This is a genomic window from Pseudomonas sp. AC239 (genome assembly GCF_979258545.1).
The window spans coordinates 240,292-255,855 of the sequence record NZ_OZ409864.1; the positions used below are offsets into that span (position 1 = coordinate 240,292).

Here is a 15,564-nt window from a genome sequence, read left to right on the forward strand (position 1 = left end):
TGGTCGCCCGAGACTGAGCACTACAACTCGATACGCTCGACCTTGCCCACCAGCAGCACGTAGGACAAGGCACCGACCAGCGCGAGCACGGCGATGTAGGTGATCGCCGGAGCGAACGAATCGCCGCTGGCGAGGAAGCCGATCACGATCGGTGTAGCAATCGCCGAGAGGTTGCCGATGAAGTTGAATACGCCACCGGTCAGGCCGAGCAAACGCGCCGGCGCCAGTGTCGACACCAGTGACCAGGTGATCGACGCCAGACCGTTGCCGAAAAATGCCAGCGCGAGGAAGGCAATCACCAGCGGCGTCGACTCGACAAAGTTGGCGCCGATGATCGAAGTCGAAATCAGCAGCCCGCCGATGATCGGCAGCTTGCGCGCGAAGCCCACGGTGTAGCCGCGACGGATCAGGAAGTCGGAAAAGAAACCCGAGCACAACACACCGACGAATGCGGCAAGAAACGGCAGGGACGCGAGCAGGCCGGACTTGATGAAGTCCATGCCGCGATATTTCACCAGATAGGTCGGGAACCATGTGAGGAAAAACCACAGCGTTGAGTTCAGGCAGAACTGGCCGAGGTAGATGCCCCACAACTTGCGCTTGCTGAGGACGATGCCAAGATCGGTCCAGCTGAATCTGGCCTTGACCTTGGCCGCCTCGGCCTGGATATCCACCAGCCCGCCGCCTTCACGAATCAGGTCGATTTCCGCCTGATTGGTGCCTTTGAAATTGCGCGGCTCGCGATACACCGCGTACCAGATCAGCGCCCAGAGTATGCCCACCGCGCCGGTCGCGACGAACACCATGTGCCAGCCGAATGCATGTTGCAGCCACGCCAGCACCGGGGTCAGGAAGGCCAGACCGACAAACTGCCCGGAGGTGTAGAAACCGATCGCCGTGGCGCGTTCGCGCTCAGGAAACCAGGTCGTCACCACGCGGCTGTTGATCGGATAAGCCGGTGCTTCCAGCGCACCGACGGCCATCCGCAGCACGAACAGGGCAATGAAGCTGCTGACGAAACCGAGCATCACTGTGGCCACCGACCACAGCAGCAGCGCGACGCTGTAGAGAATGCGCGGCGGCACGCGATCGACCAGCCAGCCGCCGGGGATCTGCATCGCGGCGTAAGTCCAGCCGAAGGCGGAGAAGATCAGACCGACATGAACCGGATCGATGCCCAGTTCACTGGTCAGCGCCGGCGCGGCAATCGACAGATTGCTGCGGTCGAGGTAGTTGATGACCACGGTGATGAACAGCAACACCATGATGAAAAACCGCTTGCGGCTGGGCGTGACTAAAGACGCCTGCCCGGAGAGGGTGTGCGTTTGCATGAGAGATGCCTCTTTTTATGTTTGTTGAGGTCATGACGCAGATCTCCTCTCCCTGGAGATCAAAAACTGACTGATCGTTCCCACGCTCCGCGTGGGAATGCAGCCCGGGACGCTCCGCGTCCCAGCAGCGGACGCAGAGCGTCCATTGAGGCATTCCCACGCAGAGCGTGGGAACGATCTGATGCTAGCGAGTCAGAGACTCACCACTCGGCAAAGCTGCCATCGGCATGACGCCAGATCGGGTTGCGCCAGCGGTGGCCGACGGCCGCACGCTCGATGACGTATTCCTCGTTGATCTCGATACCCAGCCCCGGGGCGTTCGGGATTTTGACGAAGCCTTGGTCGTAGTCGAACACCCTTGGATCCTTCACATAGTCGAGCAAGTCGTTGCTTTCGTTGTAATGGATGCCCAGGCTCTGCTCCTGGATAAACGCGTTGTAACAAGCCGCGTCCAATTGCAAACACGCCGCCAGCGCGATCGGTCCCAGCGGGCAGTGCAGCGCCAGCGCGACGTCGTAGGCTTCGGCCATGTTGGCGATCTTGCGGGTTTCGGTGATGCCTCCTGCGTGGGAGGCATCCGGCTGGATAATGTCGACGTAGCCTTCGCTCAACACCCGTTTAAAGTCCCAGCGCGAGAACAAGCGCTCGCCGAGGGCAATTGGCGTGCTGGTCAGCGGCGCCAGTTCTTTCAACGCTTCGTAGTTTTCGCTGAGCACCGGTTCTTCGATGAACATCAGTTTGTACGGATCAAGTTCCTTCATCAGCACCTTGGCCATCGGCTTGTGCACGCGGCCATGAAAGTCGACGCCGATACCGACGTTCGGCCCCACCGCATCACGCACGGCGGCGACGTTGGCCAAGGCGAGATCGACTTTTTCGAACGTGTCGAGGAACTGCAGCTCTTCGGTGCCGTTCATTTTCACCGCCGTGAAACCACGGCTCACTGCTTCTTTCGCCGCACGCGCGGTGTCGGCCGGACGGTCGCCGCCGATCCAGGAATAGACACGAATCTTGTCGCGCACCTGACCACCGAGCAGATCGCTGACCGACACGCCGAGCGCCTTGCCCTTGATGTCCCACAGCGCTTGGTCGATACCCGCCAGCGCGCTCATGTGGATCGCGCCGCCACGGTAGAAACCGCCGCGATAGAGCACGGTCCAGATGTCTTCGATATTGCGCGGGTCTTTGCCGATCAGGTAGTCGGACAACTCTTCCACCGCAGCCGCTACGGTATGCGCGCGCCCTTCGACCACAGGCTCGCCCCAACCGGTCACGCCCTCGTCGGTTTCGACCTTGAGGAAGCACCAGCGCGGCGGAACGATGAAGGTCGTGAGTTTGGTGATTTTCATCTCTGATCTCTTTTGTAAATGCAGCTTTTATTAGATGCAGCGCTCACAGCGCCAAAAGTCTTAACGCAGGGCTTTCCAGGCAGCCACGTAGGCCTTGGCATTGACCGCCACCTGCTCGGGTGTCATGCCCGGTTTGAACAGGCCGGAACCGAGGCCAAAACCTTTCACTCCAGCATCAATAAAGGCCTGCATGTTGTCCGGTGTAATGCCACCGACCGGCGCCAGCACCGTGCCGGCCGGCAATACCGCGAGCCAGGCTTTGACGACGGCCGGGCCCATCTGCTCGGCCGGGAACAGCTTGAGAATGTCCGCACCCTCGGCCAATGCGGCGAAGGCTTCGGTCGGCGTGGCCACGCCCGGCGACAGGTACAGCCCCGCCGCTTTCGCCGCGCGCAACACCTTGGCATCGCTGTGCGGCATGACGATCACTTGGCCGCCAGCCGCTTTGACCTGCTCGACCTGCTCGGGAGTGAGCACCGTGCCCGCACCAATCAGGCAATCGGCGGGCAGCGCATCACGCAAAATGCGGATGCTTTCGTACGGCGATGGGGAATTGAGCGGTACTTCGATGACACGAAATCCGGCGGAATACAGGACTTCTCCGACAGCCGCCGCTTCCTGCGGTTGCAGGCCACGCAGAATCGCGATCAGACCGTTTTGTGCCAGTGCTTGCTTGAGCATGTCAGGCCTCCAGTCAGGGTTAACGGGATGAGGAATCGATCAGTCCGGCGGCGCGCGCCAGGTGCCACAGGCCACGCTCGGTCGCCTGCTCGGCCAGCGTCACCTGAGCAAAGCCGCAGGCGTTGAGGGCGCGGTGATAACGCGTGCACAGTTGCGCATTACCGATGAGCACGATCGCTGGAAGGTTCGATTGATTGCGCCGGCGCCGCTGCACATTGGCAAGCGCTGCCAGCTCATGGCCGATCATCAGGCCGGAGAGATAATCCGCCTGAGCGGTCGGGCTCAGTTCACCGGTCAGGCCGAGGGTGCGGGCGCTGAACAAGGTCGAGAGCACACCGAGCTCGGCATCCGCCGACAGCGCGATTTGCACGCCGCGGTCGAACGCTTGCGCATCGAACGTCGCGCTCGGCTGCTGGGTACGGCCAAGAATGCTGTGCTCGCTGAGTACGGCGAAGACTTCGCCGGTCATGAACGTGTCGAAATGCGTGATGCGGCCATCGACCACTTCCACCCATTTCGAGTGGCTGCCCGGCAGGCCGATCAGCAGATCGTTACCCGCTTCGGCCGGCAGACTTTGCAGCACGCCGAGGACTTGGGTTTCTTCGCCACGCATCACGTTGGGCAGTCGCGAACGCTGGATCACGCCCGGGACGATATGCACCGGATTGCCGCGCAGACTGATAACGGTTTGTAGGGAATTTCCGAGATGGGCGACGTCGGCCGGCGTCTCGCAGTAAGCCGCTTCGCGCCAGCCCTGCGCACTGCCGACCATGCCGCAAGCGATCACCGGCAGATCCGGCTGCGCATCGAGCCAGTCACCGCAGGCCTCGTCAAACGCCAGTTCAAAACCGTCGGCGCATTCACGGCCGTGAATCACTCGTGGAGTCTTGGGCAACTGCATGATCCCGGACGACAGCGCACGCTGTTCCAGCACCACACCGTCCGCCGCGAGTTTGTAAGCACGTAATGAGGTCGTCCCCCAATCGAGCGCGATCAATTGCGCCTGCATCGCTTCACCTGTTTTGTTTTTGGCAGTGAGTGCGACGGACTATAAACCCGAGGGACGGGAAATCTCAATATATAAATATCAATCCCACATTATGGGAAGAATCATCAGTAACGGGATCACCTCACTCAAAACGCCCCCCATGGGCTGCAACGATGGCGATCGAATGCCGGGAAGGGCCGAGTCAGGCTTGCACGGACAAAAATGCAAGGTTCGCCATGCCGCTGCGGTCGGGAAATACTCAGGGAGAGCGGCCCTCGAAAGAGGCAGGGCCGGACGGGATAGTTTTTTTTATTTTGCAGGTCCAGTTGTCAGCAAATCCGCGCTAGGTACCCGCATAATCTTGGAAAAATACGTCTTGTATGTAGTGGAGTGGACTCTATACACACAGGCAAAGGAATCTCTGGCTTTTAAAAAGGGATCCAGTGTTTCCCCTTTCAGGCGCCTTTCTCCCCCCTCATCGTCTACCGACTCGTCAAAAATGACATCTGCCCTATAAATTAACGAGTCCGGCGAAACCCTCTCGATAAACCCGAAACCGGACTGTTTAATTCGGTGTGCCTGAGAAAAATCAAGATCATTTGTCAACGAGCAGACCAGCCCACGCCCTATAGACGACTTGAACAGGCCGAGAAGTTCCACATCGGACTTGAAATAAACTTGATAAATTCCGGTAGTACGAAGCCGCTCTGTCTTTTCGTATTGAAGGTTGGCAATGGGCCGACCATGATTCAAAGAACAAGCCGAGAGCACCGACACACATATTGTCAAGATCAAAACCTTCACAGGTTGTTACCCCTTAATCCATTTGAATATTGACTCCGCTACAATCTGTCGCGCTGACTTTCCACCGGGCAAGGCGTGAGCGTACATAGAGTTCGCATCTGCGTGATTGATATCGAGCCGCCCCATGACGTTCGGTCCTTCGGAGATCTCCCATTGCTCACCGAAGTCTGCAACCAGATCTGACAGGTTCCAATCGACCGCAGCTGCCCTGATATTTACCCAATACTGCGCTTTAGGCTTGGGAACCTGACGATATATTTTCGAAATACCATATACGATTTTGCCGTGTCCTACGGGATCCAGGGTCACCAAAATTTTTATTTCGAAACCGCGCTCGGTTAAAACGGCAGACAAATGAGCACCGTTCCAGCCACCCAAACTGTGGCCAATGATATAAATCGCAGTATTGCAACTTGGAATTTTTCGAATAACGTTACGCTCCAAATCCTCCTCACTCATAAATGAGTTATAACCAAGAGGCAACGTCGTACAAGATGTCTGTATTTCCAGCGCTTCGATGTCCGCGTCGACCATGTCTCGCACATAGTCGACGTTGTGATTGGGACCATCAACGTAATACCGTTCCTGATCGCCAGCTCCACCAACAAGAAAAACCATTGCATCGCGGATGCTTACTGTTACTTGCTTGACCGATTGATCTGTCTTGCAAGTAAGTGTATGACTCACCGGATCCCTTTTCGCCATTGGCGGTGGTGGAGCCTCTGCTGTAGCACTTCCATTTGCCATCTCTAATTACTCCACAAATAATTTAATCGTCTCAGCCAGGTGCGAACTGACGGTATGGGTAAATCCCGCCGCATCCGTCACGCCAGACTCTTCACTGCCGTCACCCCGCTGAATGATGTAAGGGTGATAAGAGACCGGCTCTCCGGTGTCCTGATTGACTACTTGCAACCTGTCAGTGAAATGCACCGGCATCGGCAACAGCCCGCTAAACGCAGCCCCACCCCCACTCTGGCCGATGATCACCGTTCCCGAGCCACCGATCACGACATTGCCATGCCCACCAGTGCTGTCGAGCATCGCGGCGTTAAGGCCGTTGATGAAAACAGTGCCGGAGACCGCTCCGGTAATAGGGCTGCCACACGCTGATTTATCGGTCATGCGGGCAGCAGCGAGGCCGTCGAAGAATACGTCCGGCGAGCCGGAGACAATCGGGTTGGTGCCGTGACCTGGCAATGGGCAAGCAGTCGGGTCGGTGACGCGTGCTGCGGGTTTACCACTCAATTCAAAGCTCCTTGCTTAAGGGGTGCCGGGGATGGCTGATAGATGTCGATGTCGGTCGCGGCAAAGCGCCAGCGATTGTCGACCGGGTCGAACAGAGCATGACAATGCTCACGGCTGTCAGATGATGTCGCGGTTTGCACGGCACGCCAGGCTTCGTCGGCTTGCCAACTCAAATCGGCAGGCGTTGCATCATCAAGTTCGTTGAGCCAGGCGTTGTAGTTGCGCAGGTGATTGCGCTCGAAAGTCGATTGCAGCAAGTCGCCCATTTCCACGCCAAGGTCCAGATGATGCCCGGAGGTCCAGCGCCCCACTTCGGAGTAGACGTGCCAGCCCATCGGGATCAACGCACCGTTTTTCAACAGAGAATGGCCGGCGAGAGCGACGAAACCGCAACAGATGTGCAGCATCAGCCAGCCTTGATGGGCGTCGATAATCGCTGTGGGATCAAAGGTTCTCAGCGCTATCACGCGGTAGTCGCCAAGGTCGGAACTGCGCGTCATCAACTCGGCATCAAGCCGCGACACGAAAGCCCGTATAGCCACGCCGCCAGTGCGCTGGGCCATGCAGAGAATTTCGACAGCCTGTCGATTCGGGTCGTCAGAAGAGCCGGTAGTTTTCACCAGACCATACAGACGCATAGACGCCTGCAGTCCGCTCATGGCTGGTCACTCATTGACGCAGAGAGGGCTCCACAGGCGCGGAGAAATTTTGCCAGATGCATTGCAAGTGTCGTCCGTGAGCGCGCAAAAATGGCGCACAGAATGCCGGACTAGAGCGGTGGCGACAACTGAATCAGCAGTAGATTGCCATCATTGTGCTCAGCCCTCGGCAAATTCGCGCAACACCTTGCCATCCATGCGATACCGCACCCACTCCTCCTGCGGTTGTGCGCCGAGGGATTTGTAGAATTCGATGGCCGGGGTGTTCCATTCCAGCACGCTCCATTCGAAGCGGCCGCAGTCGTTGGCGCAGGCGATTTTTGCCAGGTGGCGCAGCAGGGTTTTGCCGGCGCCGCCGCCGCGTTGTTCGGGGGTGATGTAGAGGTCTTCGAGGTACAGGCAGTTGCTGCCCAGCCAGGTCGAATAACTGAAGAAGAACACCGCGAAGCCGATCGGCAAGCCGTCGCGCAGGCAGATCAGGCCGTGGGCGGTGGCGCCTTCGCCGAACAGGCTGCGTTCGATGTCGGCGACGCTGGCGATGACTTCGTGACGGGCCTTTTCGAAATCGGCGAGTTCGGTGATGAAGGCGAGGATCTGCGGTGCATCGCTGGGGGTCGCCGGGCGGATTTCGATCGTCATGGACAGGCCTTGTGTGCAAATTAAAGCGCCATACTAAGGCGCGCAGCGGCGCTCGTCACATGGCAAAACATACTGACCTGCCCCAATTTGCTGAACACTGTTGCCCTGTGGGAGCGAGCCTGCTCGCGAATGCGTCCTTCCAGTCAGCCTCAAGTCAACTGACAGAATGCCTTCGCGAGCAGGCTCGCTCCCACAGTTGATACCGCACATTCTGAAAGGATGCTTATGACCGTTAACTGTTTTGCACCGATGGAAGCACTGGCATCAGCACTGATCCCGCACGCCCTGGAACCCTCAGATGACGGCGCCCACGACCTCGCCCATTTGCAGCGGGTCTGGCACACCGCACGCACCCTGCATGCAACCGAAGGCGGCGATCTCGAGGTTTTGCTCGCAGCGGTGCTGTTGCACGACTGCGTAGCGGTCGAAAAAAACTCCCCGCTACGCTCGCAGGCTTCGCGTCTGGCGGCGGACAAAGCTTCGTCCGTTCTGAAGGACATGGACTGGCCTCGCGAAAAAACCATCAGCGTCGCCCACGCCATCGAAGCCCACAGCTTCTCCGCCAACATCGCCCCGCTGACCCTCGAAGCGAAAATCGTCCAGGACGCCGACCGCCTCGACTCGCTGGGCATGCTCGGCGTCGCCCGCACCTTCTACGTCGCCGGGCGCATGGGCTCGGCCATTTACGATCCGCAAGACCCCGAGGCGCAGCACCGCGAATACGACGACACACGCTTCTGCCTGGACCACTTCCAGACCAAACTGCTGCACCTCGCCGAGGGTTTCCAGACCGCCACCGGCCAGCGCCTGGCGTGGGTTCGACATCAGCGCTTGAAGGATTTCATGGAGCAGTTCAAGGAAGAAATCGGCATCGTCTGATCCTTTACTCCGGCAAAGCACGATCCTGACTTCAGCAACCTCACACCTGACGCGCACGTGCGCCGTGATAAACAGACAAGGTTAATTCCCCCGCTCAAGGAAGCGCGCCATGTCCCATGCAACACCCAAGGTGTCAGGCAAACTGTTCGGCCTGTTCTGTCTCGCCAGTTATCTGCTGTCGCTGTCATATGGCTCGACGTTTTTGCTGGCGCTGTTGATCGGTGCGCGCGGCGGCAATGAACATGACGCGGGCACGGTGATTTCGGCGGCGATGCTCAGTACCTTTGTTGCCGTACTGGGCTGTGGTCATCTCGCGGACCTGCTCGGCGCGGCGCGCTCGATTGGCGTGTTCGCCCTGTTGCTGGTGGCGGCGAGTCTGGGCTTTGCGATGACATCGGGGTTCGGTTACGGGCTGCTGTTTTTCGGTTTGCTGCTGGGATTGGGTTGGGGCGTGTTCTACACCCTGGGGCCGATCATCGTGGCCAATCTGGTGGTCCCGGCTCAGCGCGCGAAATATTTCGCTTTGCTGTCCGGCAGCATGATGAGCGGGATCGGCAGCGGACCATTGTTCGGAAGGGCGGCCAGTGCACTGGATTTACCGCTCGCTTCAGCCTTTTATCTGGCTGCGCTGGCGAGCTTCGTCGGCGCGCTGCTGTTCTGGCGACTTGCTCCGAGACTGACCCCATCGCAAACCACCACAGCGAAAATCACTTGGCGCGCGACCACTCAAGTCTTCAGCTCACAGGCCTTGCTGCCGATCATCATGGTCGGTCTGGGCGGTTGTGTGTTTGGCGGGTTGTCGAGTTTCCAGACCAGCTACGCCGCCGTGCGAGCGCTGGATTATTCGTGGTTTTTCGTGGGGTTCATGGGCGCGGCGATCAGCAGCCGGATGTTGATCGCAGGCTACGTGATCAAGCGCGATCCGTTACGCGCCTCGTGCCTGCTGTCGGGTGTGATGCTCGCGTCGGTCATGCTGTTCGCGTTCGGCGTCAATGGCGGCCTCAGCTATCTGCTGGCGGCGGTCATGCTCGGCGTCGGTTACGGGTTGACCTATTCGGTGATTAACGGCCTCGCCGCCAACGAAGCACCTGATGGCACCACTTCCCAAGCACTGCTGCTGTTCAGCCTCGCATACTTTATCGGGGTGTTCGGTTTCCCGTTGCTCGCCGGCAAACTCATCGTCGAGCAAGGCATGGCGTCATTGCTGCTGACGTTGTTGGGTGTGGCGCTGGCGAACTGGTTGATCACTATCGGTCGCCTGCTATGGCGCCGATTCACTGCAAAAAACCCAAGGCCGACACCGACCGTTCGTCGATCCTCAGGCACCAATCCGTCATAAGGGCTGACCAACCCAGTGTAAGGATTCCAATCACTGGAGAAGCCCTATGATCCCGTCAAGGTTGACCGCTTTAGTCTTCAGCGCCCTGCTCTGCCCTGCGGTGTTCGCCGCCTCGTCCACGGCAGCGGGCACTGGCCCTACCGATCCGACCCCGCCACGCGCGCCCGCCATCAACAGTGCCCCCGGTATGAATACCGATGGTTCCGGCGTGCCGTTGATCAATCAGCCACCCGCCACTGGCACCGATCCGCGTACTCAGGGCAGCGATCCGGGGCGCCAGGGCGGCATGAATACACCTGATTCTCCTGCTACTTCCCCTGACAACGCCGGCCCGGGTGTCGGCTCGAAAACCACCACAGGTGGCTCCGGTTCCGAAGGTGCCGGTCAGTAGTTCGCCGACGCGAGCGCCCTATTCACTCCCATGAAGAGGTAACCATGAACGTCGACAAAGACCTGGAAAAAGAAGTCCTCACCCGCCTGCTGCACGCGCATCCCAACGGCCTGGGCAAGGAGGTGCTGGACAATTACCGGGGCGAGAAAGTCGTGGCCAGCGCCCTCGCCGCCCTGCAGGATCGCGGGCTGATTCATCATGGTCATGTGACCTTGAGCGAAGCGGGCGAACACTCGCTGAACCTGCCGATCAAGCTCAGTTCTGCCGGCGTCGAAGCGGCGCGCAAACTGGATCTGCAGTAGTGCCACGCCGCTCGCCGTCGAAGCGGCGAGCGGCCGGATCCGCAACTTGAGGAGAAATCCCATGCCTCGTGGAAGCAAAGACAAATACACCAGTGAACAGAAGCGTAAAGCCGAACACATCGAAGACAGCTACGAGAAAAAGGGCGTGTCGAAAGATGAGGCTGAGGCTCGCGCTTGGGCGACGGTGAACAAGCAGTCCGGTGGCGGCGAGAAGTCCGGTGGCTCGGGGCGCAAGAAGCCTGCGAGTGCCAAGTCGGAAGATCGCAAAGAGTCATCGCGCCGCGCGGTGGCGAGTCGCAAGGGCCATTCGCGCAACAGCGAAACTTCCAAGGACACGCAGACTGTCGATAGCCTGATGAAGGAAGCCCGAGCGAAGAACATTCCGGGGCGCTCGTCGATGCGCAAGCAGGAGCTGATCGAGGCGTTGCGCAAGGCGGGCTAGGTCCAGATCTTTCAGCGTATGTGATGGCCCTATCGCGAGCAGGCTCACTACTACAGTTGGAATGCGTTCCCCTGTAGGAGTGAGCCTGCTCGCGAAAGCCATTTATCAGTCACCGCAAGACGCGCGGATAAAAGCATCCACCTCCGCCGTTCCCGGCGATGTCGCCGGCCCCCAGCGCGTCACCGCCAGTGCCGCCGCCGCATTGGCCCGCCGCGCCGCTTCCGGTGCCTCCAGCCCCTGCGCCAATCCGGCCACAAACACCCCGGCATGCGCATCACCAGCGCCATTACTGTCCACTGCTTTCACAGCAAACCCCGGCACCTGTCGACGCTCGCCACGCTGTTGAATCCAGCAACCCTGCGGTCCATCGCGCACCACCATCAGCACTTTTTCCGGTAGCAGTTCCACGAGCCGATCCATTGCCAAGCCAATCTCATCAGCGCCGGCAAAGCGCAGCGCCTCGACACTGTTGCTGGTCCACACATCAATGCGCGGCAGCAACGCCTGCATCATTGGCGCATCGGGCGACTCCACCAACGGCCCCGGGTCGAACACCACATTGACCGCCGCCGGCAGCGCCAGCGTCCAGTCGAGCAACGCCTGCGCCTTGCCTTCGTGCAGCAGGCTGTAGCCGCTGAGATAAACGTAATCGCCAGGCTCGGCAGCCACGCTGTTCAAATCGTCCTCGGTCACCTCGCCTTCGGCGCCGATGTAGGAAATGAAACTGCGTTCAGCCGAGGCATCGGTCAGCGCCACGCACAAACCAGTGTCGCGCTCGGCCGGTTCGCGGATGCCGATGCCGATACCTTCCGCCTGCATCGCTTGGCGCGCCAGGTCACCGAAACGCCCCGTGCCATGACGACCGAGGTAAACCACCGGCAGACCGTTACGCACCGCAGCGGCCATCACGTTGAAACCGCCGCCGGCTTCGAATCCCGCCGACTGCGCCAGCACGTCGCCGCCAATCTGCGGCAGTTTTTCCACGGCCATGACCAGGTCGATAATGACCTGGCCGGTGTGCAACATCTTAGGCATGAGCATTCTCGGGTTGCGCGGCGCGGCGATCTTTCGCACCGCCAAGTACCAGGTAAATGCCACCGGCGACGACGAAGGTCACGATCCAGCCGAGGCCGTTGTGACCCAGCCAGGAGTCGGACAGAAAGCCCTTGAACCAGACGTTTTCCGCCGTGGTGCCGATGGTGGTGAAGCTGAAACCGAGGACGATGGCGATCGCCCACGCGCCGAATGCGCGCCACTCGATGCCGCCGCGATACCAGTAGGCGCTGCTCGGGCTGACGTCGAGCAGGTCTTTGGGGCTGTAGTAGTGACGGTGAATCAGGTCGACCACGAAGATCCCAACCCACGCAGTGATCGGCACCGCCAGCAGGGAAATGAAGGTAATGAACGGACCGTAGAAACTGTCGGCGATCAGCATGAAGTAGATCGAGCCGGCGAAGATCGCGACGATGTCGACCACCACCGCATAGACGCGTTTGACCTTCAGGCCCAGTGTCAGCGTGGTCAGGCCGGCGGAGTACACCGACAGGTTGTTCGACAGCAGCAGACCGCCGAACGCGGTGATCAGGTACGGCACGGCCATCCACGTCGGCAGCATGTCGCGGATTGCCACGATCGGGTCAGTCGCCGACGCCAGGTCATTGTTGCCCACCGACAACAAGCCGCCGAGAGTGATCAGCAGCACCAGCGGAATGCCCGCTCCGAACGCCGCCGACGCCACCAGGCGCACAGCCTTGACGCTGCGATGCTGATAGCGCGACATGTCGGCACCAGCGTTGGCCCAGCCGATGCCGGTACCAGCGGCCATGGTGCCGATACCGATGATCATTGCGCTCAGCGGCGCTGGCGTGGCGTTGAATACTGCGCTCCAGTCGATGGTCGCGCAGAGAAAACCGCCGACGAGAATGTTCAGCGCACCGAACACGTACGTCGCCCACTTCTGGATCACCAGCAGGGTCGCGTGGCCGAGGCCGGACACCGACAAGGTCAGCAGGACGAAGATGGCGATGAAGATCAGCGTCAGTATCGGCGCACTTTTCGCCTCGACCGGCGAGCCGAACAGAATCGAACACAGCGACAGCAGCACGAAGGCTGCGGTGGTGGTATTGACGGTTTCCCAACCCAGACGCGACATCAGCGAAACCAGCGTCGGGCCGATGTTGCCGCGCACGCCGAAGATTGCTCGCGACAGGGTCAGACTCGGCGCACGGCCACGCCGGCCGGCAATCGAGATGATCCCCACCACCGCAAACGAACCGGCAGCACCGAGAATCGCGACGATGATCGCCTGCCAGATCGCCAACCCGCGAAACGCCACCAGCGTGGCACCCAGCGGCAGGCCGAGGATGGAAATATTGGCCGCAAACCAGACCCAGAACAGCTGCAACGGATGACCGTTGCACTCGGCTTCCGGCACCGGCTCGATGCCCCGGGTTTCCAATTGCCCGACGCTTTGCCCGGCGGTTGATGAACTCATGAAGATGCTCCTGTTTGCCTTTTTTGTGGTTGTGGCAATGATGCAAAACGACAAGACAACCGGCCTTCCGAGGCCTGTCTGTGCGATCCATTGCTGTGTGAATTCTTTAGAAATGCGCCGCCCCTTTCGCGAGCAGGCTCGCTCCCACAAGGGAATGCATTCCAATTGTGGGAGCGAGCCTGCTCGCGAAGAGGCCAGCCAGTCAACGCAAGGCCAACAGCCCCTGTACCAACGGCTCAAGCTGCAGATGATTAACAGCTTTCACCGTCTCGATCATCTGCTCCGGCCAGCACTCAAGGCCCAGGCAGGCCCCGAGCATGGCGCCGAGAATCGCCGCGATGGTATCCGTGTCGCCACCGAGGCTGGCGGCCATGCACAACGCCTCGAATGCCGTCATCTCACCGATGGCCACTTGCTGGGCCAGGGCGAATGAAACCACCACCGACTCCTGCGACGCCACCGATGTACCGATCACGTCGTAGAGCAGATCGGCGAGCAGTGCTTTGTCACTGTCGACGCTGATACTGCGCGCCCAACTGATGCGCGACGCCATGCGCCCGCCAGCGACCCAATGCCCGTGCGCTTCGGCTTGCTGCGCGATCTGCTGGCCGAGGTTCAGCGCCTCGCCCAGATCAACGCCGTTGATGCCAGCGGAGACCACCGCCGCCACCGCCGCCGCACTGGAAATTCCCAGCGTGGTGTTATGCGTCACTTGGCACGCTTGCACGACCGCCGCAATGAAGCGCTGCGGATCCGCCACGTTCGCAGCAATCCCCACCGGGGTGATGCGCATGGCTGCGCCATTGGTGGTGCCGTAGCGCCCGGCTTCTTCCGGGGAGTGCCCGGCGAGGATCATTTCAATGGCGCGTTTGGTCGAGGGGCCGAGCAAGTCCTGCGAGCCTTTGGCCTGCATCTCGGCTTCCCATTCGATCAAGCGCTGAGCGAGGACCGCCGGCTCAATGCGGCCTTGGCCTTCGACCAGCAATTCACCGACCAGAATCGCCTGCTCGGTGTCATCGGTGATCGAGCCTTTGGGCATGTTCGCGGCGATCGGTTGCAAGGGACCTGCGTCCTGCAGATCAGTGATCTGGCCGAAGCGCGCTTTGATCGTTTCGCGGTTGAGCGACTGCGTCGGCATGCCCAACGCATCACCCAGGGCCAGACCATAGAAAGCGCCAAGCGCACGATTGAGCGCGGTCATTTCGATTCTCCGAATTGCAGGTGCAGACGAAAGTGCACCGGGTCGAGCAGGCTTTCGACCTGTTCCATGAAACGGTTCTGCCGGTCGTAAGTAGTGCGCAGGGCTTTGAGAAACACCGTGCCGACCGGGCGACCGAGCAGCTCGGCGTCTTCGGCATTCAGCGGCTCGGCGCCGATCCACTGATCGCCGCGCTCGCCGATGTAGCCGTAGGCGGCCAGGGTGATAGTCAGGGAATTGTCGATCAAACCGACGCGAGGCAGGCTTTCCAGGCCGCCATTGGCCGGCATCAAGGATCGTTCCAGAGACACCAGCGTACCGTCGGTGGCGCGCCGGCGACGGTCGAGGGTGATGAATTGATCGGTGCCAAAACGCACCAGCAGATCCGGGCGGGTCACGGCTTCGAGGCGCAACACTTCGGTATTGATCAGCGCCCCGCTGTCGGCCAGCGCCTGCGCCCAGCCGCTGCGCTGATCCAGGGCGACACCGTCGAAGGTGACGATGGAGCCGACACCGCTCTGCGTGGCGATGTATTTACGCCGCTTCAGTTCGGCCAGCGCCTCACGCAAGGTGCCACGGCTGACCTGGAATTCTTGAGCCAACTGGTGTTCGCCGGGCAACAGAAAGCCGTCCTCCATGAGGCCGCTTTCGATGCGTCGGACGAGTTCGTCGACCACCCTTTGTTTCTTGTCGAATCGTACCTGTCTAATCATGTACAAATTGATAACCGAAACGGTCGCTGACGAGCAAGAATTATTTAAGGGAGATGACAAAAGGCAGGAATGGCGCGATCAACTGTGGGAGCGAGCCTGCTCGCGAA

General features: G+C 60.1%; 17 protein-coding genes. 5 read left to right on the forward strand and 12 right to left on the reverse strand.

Going from position 1 to position 15,564, the window contains the following annotated elements:
• Positions 1 to 20: 20 nt before the first annotated feature.
• The 8 genes from ACZ0AZ_RS01090 to ACZ0AZ_RS01125 all read right to left on the reverse strand — a co-directional run bounded on the left by ACZ0AZ_RS01090 (position 21) and on the right by ACZ0AZ_RS01125 (position 7,699).
• Entirely contained in the window at positions 21 to 1,331 is a 1,311-nt protein-coding gene (locus tag ACZ0AZ_RS01090) for an MFS transporter (RefSeq protein ID WP_129997366.1), read from the reverse strand.
• A 200-nt stretch (positions 1,332 to 1,531) separates the two neighbouring features.
• On the reverse strand, positions 1,532 to 2,680 hold the full coding sequence (gene dgoD, locus ACZ0AZ_RS01095; RefSeq protein ID WP_463538568.1) for a galactonate dehydratase: 1,149 nt from the start codon (positions 2,678 to 2,680) through the stop codon (positions 1,532 to 1,534).
• Positions 2,681 to 2,740: 60 nt separating this feature from the next.
• Positions 2,741 to 3,361, reverse strand: a complete 621-nt coding sequence (locus tag ACZ0AZ_RS01100; protein ID WP_463538569.1) for a 2-dehydro-3-deoxy-6-phosphogalactonate aldolase — start codon at positions 3,359 to 3,361, stop codon at positions 2,741 to 2,743.
• Positions 3,362 to 3,380: 19 nt separating this feature from the next.
• Positions 3,381 to 4,370 (reverse strand): 2-dehydro-3-deoxygalactonokinase, encoded by a 990-nt coding sequence (locus ACZ0AZ_RS01105; protein WP_463538570.1) that lies wholly within the window; start codon positions 4,368 to 4,370, stop codon positions 3,381 to 3,383.
• A 789-nt stretch (positions 4,371 to 5,159) separates the two neighbouring features.
• Entirely contained in the window at positions 5,160 to 5,900 is a 741-nt protein-coding gene (locus tag ACZ0AZ_RS01110; protein WP_129997369.1) for an alpha/beta hydrolase, read from the reverse strand.
• A 6-nt stretch (positions 5,901 to 5,906) separates the two neighbouring features.
• Positions 5,907 to 6,401, reverse strand: coding sequence for a PAAR domain-containing protein (locus tag ACZ0AZ_RS01115; protein ID WP_039760120.1), 495 nt, complete (start codon positions 6,399 to 6,401; stop codon positions 5,907 to 5,909).
• A complete protein-coding gene (locus ACZ0AZ_RS01120; RefSeq protein ID WP_463538572.1) occupies positions 6,398 to 7,060 on the reverse strand; it encodes a hypothetical protein in 663 nt (220 codons plus the stop codon). The genes ACZ0AZ_RS01115 and ACZ0AZ_RS01120 overlap by 4 nt, the downstream gene beginning before the upstream one ends.
• 159 nt (positions 7,061 to 7,219) lie before the next feature.
• Complete coding sequence (locus ACZ0AZ_RS01125; protein ID WP_041479417.1) at positions 7,220 to 7,699, reverse strand: GNAT family N-acetyltransferase; 480 nt, start codon at positions 7,697 to 7,699, stop codon at positions 7,220 to 7,222.
• A 225-nt stretch (positions 7,700 to 7,924) separates the two neighbouring features.
• On the opposite strand from ACZ0AZ_RS01125, the gene ACZ0AZ_RS01130 reads away from it, so the two are divergent.
• The 5 genes from ACZ0AZ_RS01130 (at position 7,925) to ACZ0AZ_RS01150 (ending at position 11,052) form a co-directional block, all read left to right on the forward strand.
• The gene (locus ACZ0AZ_RS01130) at positions 7,925 to 8,578 is read left to right on the forward strand and encodes an HD domain-containing protein (protein WP_129997370.1); all 654 of its coding nucleotides are present in this window, start codon (positions 7,925 to 7,927) and stop codon (positions 8,576 to 8,578) included.
• Positions 8,579 to 8,687: 109 nt separating this feature from the next.
• A complete protein-coding gene (locus tag ACZ0AZ_RS01135) occupies positions 8,688 to 9,917 on the forward strand; it encodes an MFS transporter (protein ID WP_463538573.1) in 1,230 nt (409 codons plus the stop codon).
• Positions 9,918 to 9,963: 46 nt separating this feature from the next.
• Entirely contained in the window at positions 9,964 to 10,308 is a 345-nt protein-coding gene (locus ACZ0AZ_RS01140; RefSeq protein WP_039760127.1) for a hypothetical protein, read from the forward strand.
• 44 nt (positions 10,309 to 10,352) lie between these two features.
• On the forward strand, positions 10,353 to 10,610 hold the full coding sequence (locus tag ACZ0AZ_RS01145) for a hypothetical protein (RefSeq protein WP_024013907.1): 258 nt from the start codon (positions 10,353 to 10,355) through the stop codon (positions 10,608 to 10,610).
• A gap of 61 nt (positions 10,611 to 10,671) precedes the next feature.
• A complete protein-coding gene (locus tag ACZ0AZ_RS01150) occupies positions 10,672 to 11,052 on the forward strand; it encodes a Rho termination factor N-terminal domain-containing protein (RefSeq protein WP_024013908.1) in 381 nt (126 codons plus the stop codon).
• Between the two features lie 105 nt (positions 11,053 to 11,157).
• Here the strand turns inward: ACZ0AZ_RS01150 and ACZ0AZ_RS01155 are convergent, their stop codons facing one another.
• The 4 genes from ACZ0AZ_RS01155 to ACZ0AZ_RS01170 all read right to left on the reverse strand — a co-directional run bounded on the left by ACZ0AZ_RS01155 (position 11,158) and on the right by ACZ0AZ_RS01170 (position 15,457).
• Positions 11,158 to 12,087, reverse strand: a complete 930-nt coding sequence (locus ACZ0AZ_RS01155) for a PfkB family carbohydrate kinase (protein ID WP_415761822.1) — start codon at positions 12,085 to 12,087, stop codon at positions 11,158 to 11,160.
• Entirely contained in the window at positions 12,080 to 13,546 is a 1,467-nt protein-coding gene (locus tag ACZ0AZ_RS01160; RefSeq protein WP_024013910.1) for a purine-cytosine permease family protein, read from the reverse strand. Before ACZ0AZ_RS01160 ends, ACZ0AZ_RS01155 begins: the two co-directional genes overlap by 8 nt.
• A 202-nt stretch (positions 13,547 to 13,748) precedes the next feature.
• Entirely contained in the window at positions 13,749 to 14,747 is a 999-nt protein-coding gene (locus ACZ0AZ_RS01165) for an ADP-ribosylglycohydrolase family protein (protein WP_129997373.1), read from the reverse strand.
• Positions 14,744 to 15,457, reverse strand: coding sequence for a GntR family transcriptional regulator (locus tag ACZ0AZ_RS01170; RefSeq protein WP_129997374.1), 714 nt, complete (start codon positions 15,455 to 15,457; stop codon positions 14,744 to 14,746). Before ACZ0AZ_RS01170 ends, ACZ0AZ_RS01165 begins: the two co-directional genes overlap by 4 nt.
• Between the last annotated feature and the right edge of the window lie 107 nt (positions 15,458 to 15,564).